Source organism: Youngiibacter fragilis 232.1, assembly GCF_000495435.3.
Classification (GTDB): Bacteria; Bacillota; Clostridia; order Clostridiales; family Clostridiaceae; genus Youngiibacter; species Youngiibacter fragilis.
This window is the reverse complement of the sequence record NZ_AXUN02000194.1, coordinates 1-19,230: the sequence shown is the minus strand read 5'-3', so window position 1 is coordinate 19,230 and position 19,230 is coordinate 1. Positions and strand designations below refer to the sequence as shown.

At 47.1% G+C, this 19,230-nt stretch carries 22 protein-coding genes; 16 read left to right on the top strand and 6 right to left on the bottom strand.

Annotation, left to right across the window (positions count from 1 at the left end):
* From T472_RS13680 to T472_RS13670, 3 genes are all read left to right on the top strand, one after another.
* Positions 1–744: hypothetical protein (locus T472_RS13680; RefSeq protein ID WP_207643977.1), on the top strand; the 744-nt coding region annotated here is incomplete at its 5' end.
* Positions 745–760: 16 nt separating this feature from the next.
* On the top strand, positions 761–1,231 hold the full coding sequence (locus T472_RS13675) for an acyl-CoA thioesterase (RefSeq protein WP_023388381.1): 471 nt from the start codon (positions 761–763) through the stop codon (positions 1,229–1,231).
* Position 1,232: 1 nt separating this feature from the next.
* Complete coding sequence (locus T472_RS13670) at positions 1,233–1,655, top strand: PH domain-containing protein (RefSeq protein WP_023388382.1); 423 nt, start codon at positions 1,233–1,235, stop codon at positions 1,653–1,655.
* Positions 1,656–1,761: 106 nt separating this feature from the next.
* On the opposite strand, the gene T472_RS13665 is transcribed toward T472_RS13670, so the two are convergent.
* The gene (locus tag T472_RS13665; protein WP_023388383.1) at positions 1,762–2,082 is read right to left on the bottom strand and encodes a heavy metal-binding domain-containing protein; all 321 of its coding nucleotides are present in this window, start codon (positions 2,080–2,082) and stop codon (positions 1,762–1,764) included.
* A 226-nt stretch (positions 2,083–2,308) separates the two neighbouring features.
* Here T472_RS13665 and T472_RS13660 point away from each other — a divergent pair, with 226 nt between their 5' ends.
* The 5 genes from T472_RS13660 to T472_RS13640 all read left to right on the top strand — a co-directional run bounded on the left by T472_RS13660 (position 2,309) and on the right by T472_RS13640 (position 7,460).
* Positions 2,309–3,151, top strand: a complete 843-nt coding sequence (locus T472_RS13660) for a tRNA 2-thiocytidine biosynthesis TtcA family protein (RefSeq protein ID WP_052011822.1) — start codon at positions 2,309–2,311, stop codon at positions 3,149–3,151.
* Positions 3,152–3,251: 100 nt separating this feature from the next.
* A complete protein-coding gene (locus T472_RS13655) occupies positions 3,252–3,638 on the top strand; it encodes an arsenate-mycothiol transferase ArsC (RefSeq protein ID WP_023388385.1) in 387 nt (128 codons plus the stop codon).
* Between the two features lie 109 nt (positions 3,639–3,747).
* Positions 3,748–5,253 carry a DUF1846 domain-containing protein gene (locus tag T472_RS13650; protein ID WP_201781769.1) on the top strand — a complete coding sequence of 502 codons (1,506 nt, stop codon included), beginning with the start codon at positions 3,748–3,750 and terminating at the stop codon, positions 5,251–5,253.
* A gap of 18 nt (positions 5,254–5,271) precedes the next feature.
* The gene (gene mgsA / locus T472_RS13645) at positions 5,272–5,646 is read left to right on the top strand and encodes a methylglyoxal synthase (protein WP_023388387.1); all 375 of its coding nucleotides are present in this window, start codon (positions 5,272–5,274) and stop codon (positions 5,644–5,646) included.
* 158 nt (positions 5,647–5,804) lie between these two features.
* Positions 5,805–7,460 (top strand): methionine synthase, encoded by a 1,656-nt coding sequence (locus T472_RS13640; RefSeq protein ID WP_023388388.1) that lies wholly within the window; start codon positions 5,805–5,807, stop codon positions 7,458–7,460.
* 50 nt (positions 7,461–7,510) lie between these two features.
* Here T472_RS13640 and T472_RS13635 read toward each other — a convergent pair whose 3' ends face one another.
* Positions 7,511–7,714 (bottom strand): PspC domain-containing protein, encoded by a 204-nt coding sequence (locus T472_RS13635; protein ID WP_023388389.1) that lies wholly within the window; start codon positions 7,712–7,714, stop codon positions 7,511–7,513.
* A 315-nt stretch (positions 7,715–8,029) separates the two neighbouring features.
* On the opposite strand from T472_RS13635, the gene T472_RS13630 reads away from it, so the two are divergent.
* Positions 8,030–9,775: a phosphoenolpyruvate carboxykinase (ATP) gene (locus tag T472_RS13630; RefSeq protein WP_023388390.1), complete on the top strand. Its 1,746-nt coding sequence runs from the start codon at positions 8,030–8,032 to the stop codon at positions 9,773–9,775.
* 83 nt (positions 9,776–9,858) lie between these two features.
* On the opposite strand, the gene T472_RS13625 is transcribed toward T472_RS13630, so the two are convergent.
* Complete coding sequence (locus T472_RS13625) at positions 9,859–10,377, bottom strand: hypothetical protein (RefSeq protein WP_023388391.1); 519 nt, start codon at positions 10,375–10,377, stop codon at positions 9,859–9,861.
* A gap of 373 nt (positions 10,378–10,750) precedes the next feature.
* On the opposite strand from T472_RS13625, the gene T472_RS13620 reads away from it, so the two are divergent.
* Both T472_RS13620 and T472_RS13615 read left to right on the top strand, forming a co-directional pair.
* Positions 10,751–11,653, top strand: coding sequence for an aldo/keto reductase (locus T472_RS13620; protein WP_023388392.1), 903 nt, complete (start codon positions 10,751–10,753; stop codon positions 11,651–11,653).
* A gap of 33 nt (positions 11,654–11,686) precedes the next feature.
* On the top strand, positions 11,687–12,520 hold the full coding sequence (locus tag T472_RS13615) for a hypothetical protein (RefSeq protein ID WP_023388393.1): 834 nt from the start codon (positions 11,687–11,689) through the stop codon (positions 12,518–12,520).
* 84 nt (positions 12,521–12,604) lie between these two features.
* Here T472_RS13615 and murI read toward each other — a convergent pair whose 3' ends face one another.
* Positions 12,605–13,378: a glutamate racemase gene (gene murI, locus T472_RS13610; RefSeq protein WP_023388394.1), complete on the bottom strand. Its 774-nt coding sequence runs from the start codon at positions 13,376–13,378 to the stop codon at positions 12,605–12,607.
* A gap of 178 nt (positions 13,379–13,556) precedes the next feature.
* Here murI and T472_RS13605 point away from each other — a divergent pair, with 178 nt between their 5' ends.
* Entirely contained in the window at positions 13,557–15,452 is a 1,896-nt protein-coding gene (locus tag T472_RS13605) for a type I glutamate--ammonia ligase (RefSeq protein WP_023388395.1), read from the top strand.
* Positions 15,453–15,610: 158 nt separating this feature from the next.
* A complete protein-coding gene (locus T472_RS13600; RefSeq protein ID WP_023388396.1) occupies positions 15,611–16,075 on the top strand; it encodes a DUF1801 domain-containing protein in 465 nt (154 codons plus the stop codon).
* A 168-nt stretch (positions 16,076–16,243) separates the two neighbouring features.
* Here the strand turns inward: T472_RS13600 and T472_RS13595 are convergent, their stop codons facing one another.
* On the bottom strand, positions 16,244–16,669 hold the full coding sequence (locus T472_RS13595) for a hypothetical protein (protein WP_023388397.1): 426 nt from the start codon (positions 16,667–16,669) through the stop codon (positions 16,244–16,246).
* A gap of 154 nt (positions 16,670–16,823) precedes the next feature.
* The gene (locus tag T472_RS13590) at positions 16,824–17,099 is read right to left on the bottom strand and encodes a hypothetical protein (RefSeq protein ID WP_023388398.1); all 276 of its coding nucleotides are present in this window, start codon (positions 17,097–17,099) and stop codon (positions 16,824–16,826) included.
* 254 nt (positions 17,100–17,353) lie between these two features.
* Here T472_RS13590 and T472_RS13585 point away from each other — a divergent pair, with 254 nt between their 5' ends.
* From T472_RS13585 to T472_RS13575, 3 genes are read left to right on the top strand one after another with little or no spacing between them, the layout of a single operon-like run.
* A complete protein-coding gene (locus tag T472_RS13585; RefSeq protein ID WP_023388399.1) occupies positions 17,354–17,866 on the top strand; it encodes a peptidylprolyl isomerase in 513 nt (170 codons plus the stop codon).
* Between the two features lie 12 nt (positions 17,867–17,878).
* Entirely contained in the window at positions 17,879–18,274 is a 396-nt protein-coding gene (locus T472_RS13580) for a DUF3783 domain-containing protein (RefSeq protein ID WP_023388400.1), read from the top strand.
* A 15-nt stretch (positions 18,275–18,289) separates the two neighbouring features.
* The gene (locus tag T472_RS13575) at positions 18,290–18,982 is read left to right on the top strand and encodes a helix-turn-helix domain-containing protein (RefSeq protein WP_023388401.1); all 693 of its coding nucleotides are present in this window, start codon (positions 18,290–18,292) and stop codon (positions 18,980–18,982) included.
* The last annotated feature ends 248 nt before the right edge of the window (positions 18,983–19,230 follow it).

Below are 19,230 nucleotides of genomic sequence, written 5' to 3'. Positions count from 1 at the left end.
AACTACAATATACAAGGAGGTATAGAGATGAAGAATTTCCTTAGAGCGATTGCAGTGCTGCTGGTAGTGGTTCTTGTTGCGTTCGGGATCTTCTGGTTCACTGATACAAGGTACTCGCTTGCTGCTAAAAGCTATCTCAAGATAAGCTCATCAGAAGCCGCTTCCATTGATTTTGACGCTTCAGGCGGAAGGCTTATGGGAGTTTCAGGGAACATGCAGCTGGACAACAAGGGTGACAAATCACTTACTGAAGTGACTTTGTCAACATCGCTTTTTGCCCTGGGAGTCTCAATTTACACCGAAGGTGAGGATGCCTGGGTAAAGACAAGCTTCTCACAGGACTGGATCAAGGCTGAAAAGGGCGAATCAACCGGTGGAATCGGCATACCTGCTGAAAAGCTGAAGGGAATAAAGGTCATGGATGTCCTTAAGGTTATGTCGCAGTTTGACAGGACTGAATCCGGTGACGACATAATCCTGAGCACCACCGACGCCTTCACTGCGGAGCAGCTGAAGGAGGCGCTTGCGACAGTCATACCCAACCAGTATTTCGCAACGGAAAGCTGGAACATAAAGTCATACGAGATGAAGATTGTATTCTCGAAAAGTACGAAGCTGATCAAGTCTGTCGGACTTACGACAGTGCAGGAGATGCTTGGTATGGACATCGAGATGAAAGCCTCGGCAGCGCTGAAGGCGCTTGGAGATGATGTGGTGGTTACAAGGCCATCAGACATAAAATAGAAGGACAGGTGATAAAATGCAGAACAAGATTCTGGACAACATAAACTTTCCCATGGCAGAGACCAGCCTGTTCATGGAGCCGATTCATTCAAACTATATGGGGAATGTCCACGGCGGCGAGCTGATGAAGCTTATGGACAGCACCGCCGGAATCGCGGCATCCAAGCATGCAAAAGGGCAGGTGGTCACAGCGAGGGTGGATGAGATAGTCTTCCACAAGGCAATCCACATCGGGGACCTTGTGAGATGCATCGCACAGGTGGCGTACGTAGGCAACACCTCGATGCAGGTGCTTGTCAATGTCATGGTGCACAGTCTGGGGGACTACTCCAATTCAACTACAGCACTGACAGCTTTCTTCACCATGGTACATATGGACTATGATGGAATGCCCAAGGCTGTCAATAAACTGAGCCCAGTCACAAAAGAGGAGAAGTTCCTTTACTCACTCGGAGAGTACAAATATAAGGCGATAAGAGGCAAGTAGGATGGAACATGAGAGGTTCTGGTCCAAAAGGGACATATGGTATGAGATTCTTGTCCTGTTTGCAATTTCTACAGCTTCTGCCGCGGTCCTGATGGTCCCGGAAGAAGAAAGGCTTGTTGTCATACTTCTGACTCTGCCTGTATGGGCATTCATGGCTTCCCTGTGGTTCTTCACCTGGTATGAGCTTAAGGAAGACCATCTGTACGCAAGAAGCGGTCCCTTCGTCGAGAGGATACCCTATGACAGGATAAGAAGCATCAGGGAGTCCAGGAACATGTGGTCATCGATGGCGCTGTCAAGGGACAGGATCGAGATAAGGCAGCACGACAAGGGCTTCGTTACAGGAACGACCTACATCTCACCGCTCGACAAGCAGAGGTTCATGGAACTTCTCAAATCAAGGTGTAATAACCTTCAGGAATAGATAAAGGGGCAGGTAAAACTGCCCCTTTATCTATATGAGAAGATCTCTAACAGCTTACGATAACTATCTGACAGCTAAAAGACCATCTGATTGCCAGAGTCGTAAATTACTCCACGTATACGGCCGTTCCTGATGCTGTGACCATGAGCATGTTTCCGCCCTGTCCAAGTGTCTCGTAATCGATCTTCACTCCGACTACGGCATTGGCACCAAGTGCTGCAGCCCTGTCTTCAAGCTCTCTCAGCGCTGTGATCCTTGCTTCGATAAGCTCGTTCTCATAGGATCCCGACCTGCCTCCAAAAATATTTGATAGTCCTGCTGCGAAGTCCTTCACGAAGTTCACGCCTGCGACTACCTCGCCGAACACTATACCCTTGTAGCTTATGATCCTTCTTCCTTCAACACCTGTGGTTGTCGTTACTATCATACCAATCTCTCCTGCCTTTCTTCATTTTGGTCCGTTGACAATATTATAGACCTATGGAGGATATAGTTGAGCCTTTTAATTGAAATTTAACCAGGTTTGGATTTGTCTTTTGTTTTTGCGCCCCAGAACTTATTTGTTTTTCATGTTGAGGCTTTTATGGTATAATTGTTCCTCGTAAAAGGAAGTGATTGATTTGAACATAGCCGGAGACGGATGCGAGATACTGATGCCTGTGAGCGAGAGGAAAACGCTTGAGGAAATCGAGAGAAGCATCACAACGACCTACAAGAGGAACCTCTTTGGGAAGTTCGTGAAGGGCATTAAGACATATAACCTGATTGAGCCTGGAGACAGGATAGCGGTAGCGATTTCTGGCGGCAAGGACAGCCTGCTTCTGGCAAAGCTGTTCCAGGAGCTGAAGAAGCATGGCATAGACAACTTCGACCTTGAATTCATCGCAATGGATCCGGGGTACCATCCTGATGTCAGGAAGCTGCTCGAGGAAAACTGCGAATACCTTGGAATACCCGTTACCATATACGAGTCGGGGATATTCGGGGTGATAGACAAGATTGCCCAGGATTATCCATGCTACATGTGTGCAAGGATGCGAAGAGGCTCGCTTTATGAGAAGGCAAAGGCCCTTGGCTGCAACAAGCTTGCCCTGGGGCACCATTTCAACGATGTCATCGAGACGGCACTGCTCAATGTGATATACGGAGGCACCTTCAAGGCCATGCTGCCAAAGCTCAAGGCCCAGAACTTCGAGGGAATGGAGCTTATACGGCCATTGTACTTCGTGGAAGAGGACAACATAAGGAAATGGATCCAGTATGCAGGCATCTGGCCCCTAAACTGCGCATGCATGGTAGCGGCAAAGAAGATAGGAAGCAAACGCTACGAGATAAGGGAGCTCATAAAGAACCTGAAGAAGGACTTCAAGGATGTCGACAAGTCCATATTCAGGGCCACAGAAAACATACAGATGGATTCCGTGCTCGGCTGGATGGACGAGAGCGGCAGGCACTCATATCTGGATGACTACGATGAGCACACCTACACGGAGTAGAATGCTCGTAACCCCTGGAAATCATGTGTAACACACATGAATCATGTGTTACAATCGAAGTATCGATAGCTTAAAGAAATTCTGGAATGGAGGATTACATATGAATATGGCTTTTGTGTGCAATGGAAGCGGTGTAAGGGCGCAACTTGCCGCTGGGATAGCCCGTGATTTCTTCAGGGATGTGGAGATAATCGCGGCGGGAACCCTTGATGAGGCTGTGGACCCGAATGTGCTTCAGGTGCTCGAGGAGAACGGCATGGATGGGTCAGGCATAAAGCCTGTGACCTTGTGGGACCTGCCTGAGCAGCTTGATTATGCGGTAGTTGTCGGCTGCGATGAAGGTGGATGTCCTCTTGTATTTGCCGACAAGGTGATCGAGTGGGATATAACGAACCCTAAGGAGCTTGGTGAAGCAGGCTACAGGACTGCTGCATCGGAACTCAAGGAAGAGCTCAAGAGGCTCTGGACGGAGTTCAATCCGGAATAGAAGAAATGGCGGCCTTGGGATAACCTTAGGCCGCAAGTCATGTATAGAGGTACAAATGAAGCAAAAGCACAGGTCACCCATTTGGTAGGGGTGTGCACGGGAGGAAATGATGAAAAAAGGGTTCGATCCGCAGAAATATATAGAAGAACAGTCGAAGTTCATACTTGAGAGGGTACACAACTACGACAAGCTGTACCTGGAATTCGGAGGAAAGCTCATAGGGGACAAGCATGCAAAGAGGGTCCTTCCGGGATTCGATGAGGATGCCAAGATAAAGCTTCTCGCAAAGCTCAAGGATGACGCTGAGATAATAATATGCGTGCATGCAGGGGACATAGAGAAAAACAAGATACGAGGGGACTACGGCATAACATACGACATGGATGTCCTGAGGCAGATTGATGAACTGAGAGGTTACGGACTCATCGTAAACAGCGTCGTGATAACCAGATACAACGGACAGCCATCCACCAAGCTCTTCATAAACAAGCTTGAGAGAAGGGACATCAGGGTATACAAGCACTCGGCTATAGAGGGGTACCCGTCGAACATAGACAAGATAGTAAGTGAAGAGGGCTACGGCAAGAACGAGTACATCACGACCACAAAGCCGATTGTCGTTGTTACAGCACCGGGACCTGGAAGCGGAAAGCTTGCCACATGCCTGAACCAGCTGTACCATGAGCACCGCCATGGAAGGGCCGCAGGGTACTCTAAGTTCGAGACATTCCCTGTATGGAACGTTCCTCTCAAGCATCCTCTTAACATCGCCTATGAGGCGGCAACTGTTGACCTCAAGGATGTCAACATGATGGACTACTTCCACTTCGAAAAGTACGGCCAGGTAGCTGTCAACTACAACAGGGACCTTGAGATGTTCCCTGTAATAAGAAGGATAATCGAGAAGATAACAGGAAAAGAGTCTGTGTACCAGTCGCCTACGGACATGGGAGTCAACCGTGTGGGCTTTGGAATAACAGATGACGAGGTAATAAGGGAAGCATCAAAGCAGGAGATCATAAGGAGATGCTTCGCAACCGAGTGCGACTTCAAGAAGGGCATCATCGATGAAGAGATACTCAGCAGGATGATGCTCATAATGGAGGAGCTGGAACTGAAGAAGGAGGACAGGAGGACTGTCGGACCTGCAAGAAAATACTCGGAGAGGCTGAGGGAGCATGCGGGAAGCAATGACGTGCCTGCAGTAATAGCCTTCGAGCTTCCTGATGGCAGGATAATCACAGGAAGGTCTTCAAGCCTCATGGATTCATGTTCGGCTGCGATACTCAACTCGATAAAGAAGCTTGCAAACATCGGAGATGAGATATACCTACTGTCACCTGTAATAATCGAGACTATACAGAATCTGAAGAGAAGGGACCTTCACAGCAGGATCACTGCACTTAATGCCAATGAGATACTTATAGCCCTCAGCATCGGAGCGGTCACAAATCCAACGGCTCAGCTTGCAATCGAGAAGCTCTCGGAACTCAAGGGAGTGCAGGCACATTCTACTGTAATGCTCAACAAGGATGACGAGCAGATACTGAGGAAGCTGGGGATAGATGTTACCTCTGATCCTGTATATCCATCCGAAAATCTCTACTACGTTTGATTTTAAGGAGGCTTTTCCATGATTTTAGAAGGTGCGCTCATAGCGCATGACCAGCTGAAGGATGAAATGGTGGAGTTCGCGCAGAAGCACAGGGAGCTCCTGAAGAGGTTCAGGCTCCATGCCACTGGAACCACAGGAAAGAGGATCATTGAGGCTACAGGTCTTGAGGTGAACAGGCTCCTTTCGGGACCGCTTGGCGGCGACCAGCAGATAGGGGCCCTTATTGCAGAGGACAGGATCAGATTTGTGGTATTCCTCAGGGACCCGCTCACGGCACAGCCGCATGAGCCCGATGTTCAGGCGCTTCTTCGGCTCTGCGATGTCCATAAGGTGCCGATAGCTACCAACCTTACAACTGCAGAAATACTGATCAGATATATTGAGGAACTTTAGGACCGTGCCGGAAGCGATTGAGCATATCAGCGATTCCGGCCGGTCCATTTTGTTAACAATATATATATATTAGTAATGTTCTGTGAAAAAAGATCACATATCGACTAATTTTAAGGCATAGTCGTTATAATTAGCATAAAAAGCTGAGGAGGTAAGTGATGAAGGACAGGAGAATACTGATCGCTGCCATAGGAAACTGTGTTCATGCGGCGGGTATATACAATTTCAGTGAGATAGCGAGGAAGGAAGGCTGGACCATGGAGTACATGGGGTCTGCCATACCGGTGGATAGGCTTGTCGGAGGGATAATGGAATTCAAGCCTGACCTTGTGGCTGTCGGCTACAGGCTGTCAGGGGAAGGCTGCAGGTACCTCCTTGAGGAGCTTCAGGGGCTGATCGAGGAAAACGGGCTTGAGGGAGCAAGGTATGTGTTCGGAGGGACCATTGAGACTGCTGAGGTTGCGAGGGACTTCGGCTTCATTGAGAAGGTGTTCGACGGCACGGAGGATGCGAGTGAGGCTGCGATGTATCTCAGGGACATCGAGCGGGGCACCAGGGAGAGGAAGATGCCTCCGCAGACACTGAGGGAGAGGATAGAGTACAAGAAGCCATTCCCGGTCATAAGGCACCACATAGGCCTTCAGACCATCGAGGATACCTATGAGCATATCAGGATACTTGCGGAGAGCGGACTCCTTGACATAATCTCACTTGCACCGGACCAGAACTGCCAGGAATTCTACTTCCATCCCGAAAGGATGAAGAAGGGGGAGGACGGAGCCGGCGGAGTTCCCATAAGGAACGAGGAACACCTGAGGATGATGTATGAGGCGACAAGAAGAGGGAACTACCCTCTCATGAGATGCTATTCAGGAACTGAAGACCTGTCGGAGTTTTCGCCCATACTCAAGGAGACCATCAACAACGCATGGGCAGCGATACCACTGACCTGGTACTCCCAGCTGGACAGGAGGTCAAACAGGGAGCTTTTGCGGGCCATAACTGAAAACATTGCCGCTGTTAGGCTGAATGCCGAAATGGGGGTTCCTGTCGAGATGAACGAGTCACACCAATGGGCATTGAGGTACTGCTCAGATGTGACGGAGGTGGCTGTAAGCTACATCACTGCTGAAGTCGCAAAGAGCGTTGGTGTCAAGGATATGGTAATGCAGCTGATGCTCGCGAATCCCCCATCGATATCCCCCAAGATGGACCTTGCCAAGATGACAGCTAAGCTGGAGCTCATGGGCGAGCTTGAGGATGATAGCTTCAGGATATTCAGGATGGTGAGGACGGGGCTCCTTGCATATCCCGCGGACATGGATTCCGCCAAGGGTCTCATTGCAGCCACCATGTTCTACGGGTCCTTCCTGAAGCCTGACATAGTCCACGCGGTCTCGTACTCCGAAGCGGTCATGAGGGCTACCAGCAAGGAGATAATCGAGAGCGTCAAGATAGTGAAGAAGGCCATGGAGATTGCCGGAAAGGGCATGTTCGAGGGTCTGGAGAATGACAGGGAGTTCAGGGAAAGGGTTGACTACCTTAAGGATGAAACCAGGTACCTGCTTGAGGAGATCAAAAAGCTGAAGGATGTCCCTGATCCGCTGACCGACCCTGAGGTCATATACCTTGCCATAAAGGAAGGACTCCTCGATGCTCCCGGACTTAAAGGGTTCTCGGTAGCAAAGGGAAACTTCCATACTGAGATCCACAACGGCTACCATGTGACTGTGGATGATTCAGGAAACATACTGGATGAAAGGAGCAGGATAGAGCTGCTCCACAAGATGGCGGACAGCCATAAGACAATCTGATGATAAATGCAAAGCTCCGTAAGGTTATCAAACCTTAACGGAGCTTTGCTCTACGCCCGGTATGCCCTGTCTGAAGGCATAAGTACCGCGAATATGATATAGAATATGACCGACGGACCGGGGAGAAGGGAGAACAGCACGAACAGTATCCGAAGAAGGGACGAGCTCACGTTCATGTATTCAGCAAGTCCCCCGAGCACACCGAACAGCATCTTGTCTGTGGACGACCTTCTTAACTCTTTCTTTTCGTACATTTTCATTCACCTCATGGGACAATTATGCCTGTGCCGGATTAACAAAAGGTGAAAGAGGAATTAAAAGCAAATTAAAAAGGCGGTGCCAATAACTTTGATGAACAAAGCGATTTGCAGGAAATGCGATTTTTAAATTTCATGAGCGTTTATTCATGTAAACCTTTTATGCGGTGATTTTCAACGCTTTTTATGAAATTGGCATGAAATGACCGATAAGTTTCGATAAAAAAATAGCAGAAATCTGCAAGATTTCTCTTTATTAGTTGCAGGATTTAGGATAATATAATCATTAGACATTTATGTGAGGTGTGTGTTATGAGAAAAGAGTTCTCCCTAAGCGGAGGAAAAGTAATGATAAACTTCTCCGCCAAGTACTGTGACAATATAGATAAGGTTCTTGAGTCGGAATCATTCAGAAGGGTGGTTGTTTCCTATCTTGAAATGATCAAGAGGAGAAATACGAAGCACTACAAGTATCTGAACGATTCATTCGTTCATGAGGATATCGATGACATCACGGACCAGATAGTGAATCTGTTCAAGCTTTTGATGGTGTTCAAGGCCTATGAGGTAATAAAGATCCAGAGTGACTGCAGAACTGCCCTTGAGAGCAAGGATGAATTCATAGGTTTCGTAGAGGATTTCTACAGCTACTGGAGAAGGCTTGAAAGGTACACAATAGTCCACGGAAAGAGAAATACAGAAGGGCTTGCTTCGACAAGCTTCATCGAGGCGAACAACAAGTTTACGGGACTCATACTTGAGATCTACAGGAAGATCGAGAGGAACGTGCTGCTCATAGAGCCTAATGTATACAGGCAGGTACCGGCCGGTGCAAACGCAGGCCTCATACTTACAGACAGCATGTGGCCTATTCCATACGAGTATGAGCTGCTCCATGACATACCATTTGTAAGCTCGATTATCATGGACTCCCCGTTCATAACCTATCCCAAGAGCAATACGAGGGACGGTCTGTTTGCCGAGTCTCTGAAGAATCCGCTTAATACGGCATACATAAACAGGGACCACTTCTTCTGCTATCCGGCAAAGGTAGGGAAGCTGCTGGCGTACGTATACTTCCACAGGGACCTTATGGCTCATGGAGTATCACTTTCAAACCTGTTCGAGCTGGCCAGGGAAGACGAGTATACAGGCAAGAAGCCCGACATAGTTTACGTATTCGGTGCAAAGGACTGGGACAACAGCAGCAGGCAGGTGTTCTATGATGACGTGAAGAACGGGATCATGCTCGGATACGTCTCATACAGCGAGGATGTGGACTACTTCGGATACATGAAGAAAATGATACTCACCCTTCACAACCTCATCATGATCAAGAGGGGCATGCTTCCAATCCATGGGGCAATGGTCAACATAATCATGAAGAACGGCAAGTCGGCGAATGTTGTCATCGTAGGAGACTCAGGAGCAGGAAAGTCTGAATCCCTTGAGGCTTTCAGAGGATTGTCGGAAGACCACATAAGCGATATGACCATAATATTTGACGACATGGGCTCGATTGACATCGAGAACGGCAAGGCCATAGGCTACGGCACAGAAATCGGGGCCTTCGTAAGGCTTGACGACCTTGACCAGGGATATGCCTTCAAGGAGATCGACAGGTCCATATTCATGAACCCTGACAAGACAAACGCAAGGCTTGTAATGCCTGTTTCAACCTACAAGGATATCGTAAGGGGTTACCCTGTGGACATACTCCTCTACGCCAACAACTACACTGTGATGGAAGAGGGCGGCAAGTCAATCAGCTATTTCAACTCACCTGAGGAAGCTGTAAGGGTATTCAGGTCCGGTGCCAGAATGGCTAAGGGTACGACCTCCGAGTCAGGACTTGTAGAATCCTACTTCGCAAATCCGTTCGGACCTGCTCAGAAGGTCGAGGAAACTGATGTGCTTCTCAAGAGGTATTTCGATGAGTTCTTCGCTTCAGGTGTCAAGGTCGGAGAGATCAACACTCAGCTTGGTGTAAAGGGTATGGAGAAATCAGGACCCAGGAACGCTGCAATTGAACTGTTCAACATAATAAGCTCACTATAACTTCAAAGGCTGCCGGGAAAACCGGCAGCCTTAATATTTGGTGAATATTAGCTTGTGAAAGGTAAACATACATCAGCGGCTTTTTAGAATCTGTAGTTCCTTATGTCCATTACGGCGCCTGTCTCTGGATCCACATACTCAGTCTCGTGATAGGTTATCATGTTGTTCTTCTGCCTGAGGTTCAGGCTGTCGTACTTCATGAGATTGTCCGCCTCGAAGCCTGATGCAGCGTTGTCGTGGTACATCCCGTATGAATCCACCGGCTGGATAACCTTGTCAGTGAATATCTTATGGAAGTGCTCGTTAACGGGAGCTGCCTCAGCATTTGCGTTCTGCTTGCTGTTCATTGCATCAAGGAATTTCTCATATGTAACTATGAAGCCCTCGACTGAATCATTGGACTTGCTGTATCCGCGGATGTCCTTGATCTTGTTTCCGTCGAAGGGGTCAACATATTCATATTCTCTTCCTGTCGTCTCCAGGTTCTTCCTCATCAGGTCCAGCTTAATGTACTTTGAGAGATTATCAGCCTCAAAGTCAGCGGAGGTATGCATTCTGGGATAGCAGTATGATTCGAACAGGTTTTCCTTCTTCATTTCCATGATCAATTTCTCCTTTGTAACCTAAAATGGTATTAACCCTATTTTATCCGTTTAGCAAAAATAATCAAGAAAAATATCAATATAATCATATAAATTAAAGAATAATTATAAATAAGACGAATAAACATGAATTATGTTGACAATAAGTCAAAACGGCGTGTGATATCAGATGGTTTGGTAAGAAATTTGCAACATCAAAAAATCGATTACATGAGAACCGGGGGCTGGAGTGCATGGGATCTAACGGATATCCGCAGTTCAAATCTTGAATATTGCGTTAACAAAATAATAGGGGGAGGAATCCTTCATTAATAATGCTATTATTGATTATAGGGACATTTCCGTACTATAAAGGTGCGAAGGAGGAACAGATTTGAAGAAGATTGAGATAACAGACACTTTGAAGATGGACAGGGTGGTACATGGCCACTGGAGGCTCCTTGACTGGAAGCTCGGGAAGGAAGGCCTATACAGGCTGACTCGGGAGATATTGGAGCTTGGGCTCTCAACAATTGATACTGCTGACATATACGGAGGATTTTCATGCGAGGAGGCCTTCGGTGAAGTCCTGAAGGCTAACAAGGGGTTAAGGGAAGAACTCACCATAGTCACAAAGTGCGGCATAGTATTCCCGTGTGAGAAGAGGCCGCAGTACAAGTCGCACCATTATGACAACACCAGGGCCCATATAGTGGCATCAGCTGAGAAATCACTTGAGAATTTCGGGACGGACTACCTGGACCTTCTCCTCATACACAGGCCTTCGCCGTTCATGGACCCTGCAGAGGTGGCAGAGGCTTTCCGGATTCTCCATGATTCAGGTAAGGTGAGGAATTTCGGTGTATCGAATTTCCCGGTTTCAAAGTTCGAGATGCTAAGCGCGTATTGTGAGCTCCCGCTTGTGACTAACCAGGTTGAAATATCCGCATCACACCTTGATGCCTTCAAGGACGGCACGCTGGACAACATGATGATGCGGTCGGTTTATCCAATGGCATGGTCACCTCTTGGGGGAGGGGATCTCCTTACAGGAGACAACGACAAGGACAGGTCTGTCAGGGCTGCCCTGCTTGCGGTAGGTGAGAAGCATGGGGAAACAAGGCTCGATACCCTTGCCTATGCGTTCCTTATGAGCCATCCGTCCGGAATCATGCCGATAGTCGGATCTGGCAAGATTGAAAGGATAAAGAATGCTGTGGATGCCATCGACCTGAAGTTTGATTCAGAAGAATGGCTTACAGTTCTCAAGGCATCTATTGGAAGGAATCTGCCATAATATACGAATGTAATTTTTGCTGGAGGTGCACATGTGGTTGAGAGAGATGAAAAAAATGGAAAAAATGATTCTGCCAAAGGTAACAGGGTAGTCCTGGGAGAGGATGTATTCGAAAATCCTGAGGAAAAGGAGATGTTTGAGGGCAAGCCTGCATTGAATGGTGAGAGTGAGGTCGAAAAAGAGTACGTCGAGGTTGACAAGGTAATCACCGAGCCCGCTGAAAAGGTGAAGCCTAAGCGAAGCTTCATAGATAATCTGAAGACATACCTCATATTCTTTTTGATCGTCGCTATTGCCGCCCTTAGTGCTAACCTGGTCCAGAGAATGGTGTTCAAGTCTCCTGATTCGCTGATATTCCTTGGCAACAAAGGGGTCCTGACTCCTCCCGCAGGAGCGGTGCTTGCAGGCTTCGGTGTGCTTGTAATAGCATTTGGGGTGATTTCAGCAGTACACAAGAACTCCAGGCTTACCGGAAACATGAAGGCCTTTACCATTGTCGGGGGACTGTTCCTCATATTCATGGGCTACACCACGTTCGTTAAGTATGTCGACTTCAGGGAGAACACAATACTTGACAGCTGCCTGTTCAGTTCAAAGGGCTTTGCGTACCTTGACGTGACTGAGGTAAGGGCTTCCTATGACTCAGCTAAAACAGAGGGAAGGAGGCTGCTCTATACCTTCACCCTTCCTGGTGGAAGGTCATACGCGATAGATGTCACCAAGGCTACCATGGACAGCCTGAAGCTTATAGATACCAAGGTTGGAGTTACTGCGAAAAGGGTAATAGACAACTATGCGCTGCAGGAGATGGTAAGGCTTGGAATGTATACCGAAGAAGAGGCCCTTAAGATATTCATGATGAAATAAATGAATAAGTATGCAATAAGAATGTAAAAACATGCAGATGCCCGAAGCGGATGAATTCGGGCGCTGCATGTTCCTTATTCGTATTCAGGTTCCCTTCTGGAGGAGATATCTTGAAAGTTCAAGTATCTCCGGAGTCCCGAGTGAATTGAGGATTTCTATGGTCCCTCTTTCCGGACCGGGATTCAGAAGCGCCCTGTCCGCGAGGATCCTTGCAAGTCTTCTCGCGGTTCCGTCGCTGCCGTCATAGACACTGACTTCGTCGCCAAGTATCCTCAATATGGACTGCTTGACAAAGGGGTAATGTGTGCATCCGAGGACCACTGCCCGGACATTTTTGTCAACATCACCAAGGGCTTCCTGCAGGTATTCGAAGGATTTCTCTTCATCGAAATCACCCTTCTCGATAATTTCGACAAGGCCTGGAAGCGGCATCTTGATTATCTCGCGGGTCCTTGCGACACTTTCCATGAGGGCGTGGAACTTACGCTCTGTAAGTGTCCTCGGTGTAGCAAGAACCAGTATCTTGCCGTCCTCGGTGCTTTCTACGGCGGGCTTCAGTGCAGGTTCGATTCCAATTACCGGAATTGATACGTACTTGTCCCTGATATAGTCTATGGCGGCACTGGTAGCCGTATTGCAGGCGACAACCACAGCCTTGCAGCCTCTGTCCACGAGAAGGTCGATTCCCTCTGAAGTGAGCCTCCTGATCGTATCCACGTCCTTTGTGCCGTAGGGAGCGTTCTTTGAATCTCCGTAGTATATGTAATTTTCCATTGGCAGTATTTCCACGGATCTCCTGAGTACGCTTATTCCGCCCACTCCAGAATCGAAGAAGCCTATGGGTCTTGTGTTGTCCATGTTTGCGCCTCCAACAGCTTTATACAAGCAGTTTATCAAATTGTCACATTTTTTACAAATAGACGAATGATTCACAAATATTTCGATGTAATCGTATTTCTCTTAACATATTCGTTGACGCGTATTTATATACGGTGTATCATTTACATTATTCTTTTATGGAAAGGACAGAGATATCATGAGGAAAGACCTGATTTACACCATACCAAAGGAACTTCATTCTGTACCTGAACTTACAAAGCTGCTTGACGACCACGAGGAGATCAAATTCGTTTCCATTGCTGGGGTTGACCTTGCCGGACATGAGACGGATACCAAGATACCCGTTAGGCTGTTCAGAAAGGATATGGAGACATTCCTCCATGGAATGGCTGCCCAGACTGACGGCTCATCGGTTGTCCTGCCAAGGATAGCATCCCTTAATGACGCGAAGGTGGACATGAAGGGAGATATCAATGCGAACTGGCATGTCGACTATAACTTCACTTTCTCTGCGTCTGATGAAGACAAGCCAGTAGGTACCATCAAGATCCCATGCTTCCTTTACCATAAGGGCATTGAGGTTGATTCAAGGTCTATCCTCAAGAATGCCGCAAAGGACTTCGAGGACAATCTCATGGAGAAATTCAGGACCAGTGAGAAGCTTCAGAAGGAATTCGGATTTACTGCTGACGATATCGAGAAGATAGACATAACTACAGCCACAGAGCTTGAGTTCTGGGTCAAGACACCAAGCATTTCCGGCAACGTGGATGAGCTCTCCGCATCGCAGGAGCTTAAGGAGCAGTATTGGGGCAGGACCAGGGGCAACGTAAGAAGCGCCCTTGAGGAATCCCTAATGCTCATGGAGCTCTACGGCTTCAGCCCTGAAATGGGACACAAGGAAGTCGGCGGAGTAAAGGCGAAACTCGCAGATACCGGAAGATTCGCATCTGTCATGGAGCAGCTTGAGATTGACTGGAGATTCAGTGATCCAATGGGAACCGGAGACTCCGAGATATTCATAAAGGAGCTTGTGAGGGATGTATTCGCAAGGCACGGCCTTGAAGTCACATATCTTGCAAAGCCCATCGACGGCGTAGCTGGAAGCGGCGAGCATACCCATGTCGGTGCCGCTGTAAAGCTCAAGAACGGAAAGAGGGTCAACCTTTTCGCACCTACAGAGGACAATTTCCTGTCATCACTGGGTTTTGGTTCACTCATGGGTATATTGAAGAACTACGAGGTCATAAATCCAATAGTCACAGCTTCAAATGCCGCCTTCAGAAGGCTAAAGAAGGGATATGAAGCACCGATATGCATAGTCACCTCCCTTGGCGTATCCACGAAGATACCGTCGAGGAACAGAACAATCCTCATCGGCCTGATAAGGGATGACGACAATCCGATGGCGACAAGGTTCGAGCTCAGGGCTCCGAATCCTCATACCAACACTTTCCTCGCAACAGCAGCAATGCTCATGACGATGACGGACGGGATAAACTATGCAGTTGAAAAGACTCCGTCAGAGCTTCTCGAGGAGATATCAAAGGCTCCTGAGGACAAGGCTGAGTATCTTGAGGAAGGCAGAGCCTACAGGACTGAGAAGGATGTGTTCGAGGACTTTACGGATGAGGAAAGGGAGAAATTCTTCGGAAATGCCCCTTCAACCGTATATGAGAACATAACAGCATTCAGCAAGTATCCTGAGAAGCTCGCGACATTGAAGAGAAATGGCGTATTCTCAGCCAAGATACTTGAAAGCTTTGAGGTGTTTTCAATCGACAAATGGGTAAAGGAGCTTGAACACAGGATAATACCTGGATTCGTCAACGAGCTCAGAAACTGCAGGAAGCTCCATGACTCCGAATATGGAAACTCCTACGATGACAAGAAGTTCAGGAAGGTATCCGATGCAAGGGATGCCCTCATGAAGGACAAGGAAGGGGAACTTTGCCTGTTCTCAACGATCAGCAAGGCAATACATGAAGAGGATTATGAGCTTGTATCAAGCCTCCAGAAGGAAGTCTATGAGATGATGAATGCCGTGAGGAAAGACTACTCGTCATACAAGGCGAACCTCATACACATCTGATAAATATGCGATAATGAAGGCCCGGTGTTTACAAATGTGAACACCGGGCCTTCAGAGTAAAGAATCGGTGAATTTCATGATTCCGGCATTTATACGCTATCTCCATATGGTATATTGGTCGTATACAATATGATTTTTGGGAATATGGGAGGATAAAAATGACCAGCGAAGCAAGGACACCGGAAGAATATATGGACGAGCTGCCGGAGGACAGGAAAGAGCCAATGGAGAAGCTTAGGAAAGTGATCAAGGAAAACCTGCCTGAAGGCTTTGTGGAGACCATGTGGTACGGGATGATATGCTACGTCGTACCGCTGTCAAGATATCCCCTAGGGTATCTTGAAGACAGGAAGACACCACTGCCCTTCATGGCACTGGCATCACAGAAGCAGCACATTTCCCTCTACCATATGGGAGCATATGGTGAGGATTCGCTTGCAAAGTGGTTCAAGGAGAAGTATGAAGAACAGATGGGCAATAAGCTGGATATGGGTAAAAGCTGCTTCAGGTTCAGGAACATGAAGAAGGTACCCTTCGAGCTCATAGGGGAATTCAGCTCCAAGATGACTGTTGACGAGTGGATCGCGCTTGTTAAGGCATCTGGAAGAAATAGGAAACGGTGATAAAAGTGTCATTATATATTAAAAAGACAGGCTTAGCCTGTCTTTTTAATATAATACACAATCTACACGTATTAGATACATAATCATCAATCTATAACCGTAAACCGATTCAATCTTAAATGGTAAAAGTCAACAAACCAATTTGAGGAGAGCTGGCTGTATTTTCAATCAGAACATCCTGTCTGACTTCTTGAATGAAGATGATATGAAGTACCCGGAGAGGGTAAGGAATAGTGCTGTGAAGCCCTTTCCCTTCAGCACGAACTGAAACACTCCGTTTGGAGAGAAGTTGTTTCCTGGCTCGAATAGTCCCATGAATCCGATGGTAGCGAATATTATCAAGGTTGTTAATCCCAATGACAGCTTGGGTATGTCGATCTCAAGCTTGCTCCTTGTCCTGAAGCCTGCTGCAATCGCGTCAGACCCCAGTACAAGTCCGAACAGCAGATATGCGGCGACGGTGCCGAGGAAAATGGGGATGCTATAGAATTCATCAGGGCTTCCTGATGAGAGTCTGCGGATAAGGAACTCACCAAGGACAGCGATTATTATAAGGGTCAGATATTTCAAGGATGATGGAATTATTGATTTCAAGAAGCGATCCCTCCCAGATGTTGTTATTTCAATTATAACCCAACATATCGGAAAAGGAACAAGGACAAGGATTTAGATAAAAAAAAGCCCCTTTTGGGGGCAACGGTATATATAGGGTGCCGGAGCAGCCTGCACTGGAAGCTCCGGTCATGTTTCAGGCATTTGCAGCTATGCTGTCAGCGCTGTAGATTGAAAACCTGTAGTTGGTGTTCTTGATGAACGGGTTGTTGTTGACTATATATTCTGCGTCATTGAATGTCTTTGCGTTGAAAATCATTGTTGCTTCATTCTTCATGTAGGACCCTCCGCAGAGCATGAACCTGCCTTCGCTGCTTTGCTTGTCCCTTAGCATTGACTTGCTGTGTACCGATGGATTTTTCCTGTCCATGTCGTACTGTATCTTAACGAATAAACCATTCTTTTTCTGCATCCTGATCACTCCTTACTTGAACTTATGTTCTGGTTTCATTATATAAGAACGAATGTTCTAAGTCAATATAAAAAGTGAAAAAATCGACCGTACGTTCACATTTGCTGAATCAACCATAATTCAGCCCAAGTTGCAGCATTGCTGCTGTATTGCCGTTTTAAGATTTCTGACCATGCTCGAAAATATCATGTGTTTTTTATTCATCCCCTGTAGGGTATAATAGTATGAGAATAAAACACAAGGAGATTGATAACATGAATCCTATAGTGACAATAGAACTTAACAATGGCAAGGTAATGAAGGCGGAACTCTATCCTGAGATAGCTCCGAATACTGTGAAGAGCTTCGTATCGCTCATAAAGAAGGGCTACTACGACGGACTGAAATTCCACAGGGTAATTCCTGGCTTCATGATCCAGGGAGGCTGCCCAACCGGAACAGGAACAGGCGGACCTGGCTACAGGATCAAGGGAGAATTCACGGCGAATGGATTCAGGAACGACCTGAAGCATTCAACAGGAGTACTTTCGATGGCAAGAGCGCAGATGATGGACTCAGCTGGAAGCCAGTTCTTCATAATGGTTGCTGATTCACCGCATCTTGACGGTCAGTATGCATCCTTCGGAAAGGTAATTGAAGGCGTTGAGCATGCCATAGCAATGTCGACTGTAAAGACTGACTTCAGAGACAAGCCTATGGAAGACCAGATCATGGTGAAGGTTACTGTCGAAAATGCAGACGGGATAGGTGAACCTGCGATACTGTAAAAGGAGATAGGAATGAGAGAAGGAAGAGTGCTGCTTGTCCATGGACTGAGCGAACTTGAAAGGAATGAGCTTCTTGGAGCGGGTTTCAGCCTGGACATCATAGATGACAGCAACGCTGGAGGCACCCTTGAAGACATACTTGAAGGCAGGAGCATAAGCTATGAGGGAAAGCCTCATCAGGACGTCAAGATAATCATATTCTACGGGTATGAGACCAACGACGAACTGAAGGAAGCTGTGGTCAAGATAAGGAAGAACCACGTGTTCGGAGCAATTATGGCTGTGGTAACTGAAAATTCCTACAGATGGAAGTTTTCATATCTACTCGAACACCTCATGGAGGAACGTGAGGAGAACAGGAAGATCGAGCAGGAGAGAAGGGCCAGGGAAGAATCAGCAAGGCAATAGAATGGAGTGTATTGATTGAGCAGAGTAGGAGAACAGCTTAAGAAGGCCAGGGAAGAATCCGGGATGAGCATGAAGCAGCTTGGAAAAAAGCTTGGAGTTTCTGAAAGCTTTGTCAATGAGGTTGAACAGGGCAGAAGGGTAGTAAATGAATCCCTTCTCGAAAGGTTCACAAAGGTATTTGGAAAGGATGTAACCAAGATGGGACTCGGATCCCTTGAAGCTTCAGTGACCAATGACGAGACTGAAGTGAGAAGGGTGCAGGTGAAGCCCAGGGAGGAATACAAGGCTCCTGCAACTCCTGTGAGCGAGCTCTGGAACCAGGCATTTGGGGACAACATCAAGAACATACCTGTATATGACTACATGATGAAGGAGCCAATGGAGAACAGGACTTATGCTGTTACAGGCAAGAAGATAGAGGGGCATCCTGCCGACAAGGTTGTGGCCATAAAAGTAATGGATGACGACCTTATTGGCTTCAGGATAGCCAAGGGAGACCTGGTGCTTTGCACCGAAGTGAAGGAGATCCAGGGTACCTCGTTTTTGCTTGTGGAGTACAAGGGAAAGAGGATGCTGAGGAAGGCAATAAACCTGAATAACGGCAACATCATGCTTCTTTCGAACAAGAACGGAGAGAAGTCTGAAACGATGTCTGTCAAAGATGTCAAACCGCTGATGAAGGTATTCAAGGTCGAGTTTTTCATTTGAAGTCAAAGAGACGGGGTGCGAGGGCACTGAAAAAGTACCGTACATTAATTAAGATCTGAGTTAAGAGCTCAGGTCTTTTTCTTTGGAATTCGAAGTAATATCTATTGTATATTTAATAGATATGTGGTACTATTAGTATAGGGTTATCTTATTTTTCGAGGTGCAGCATGATTAATTTCCAAACTGAAATGTCCTTAAGCAAGTATTCTGGTCTCTATGATTTAATCATCCCCAAGAACCATGTTCTT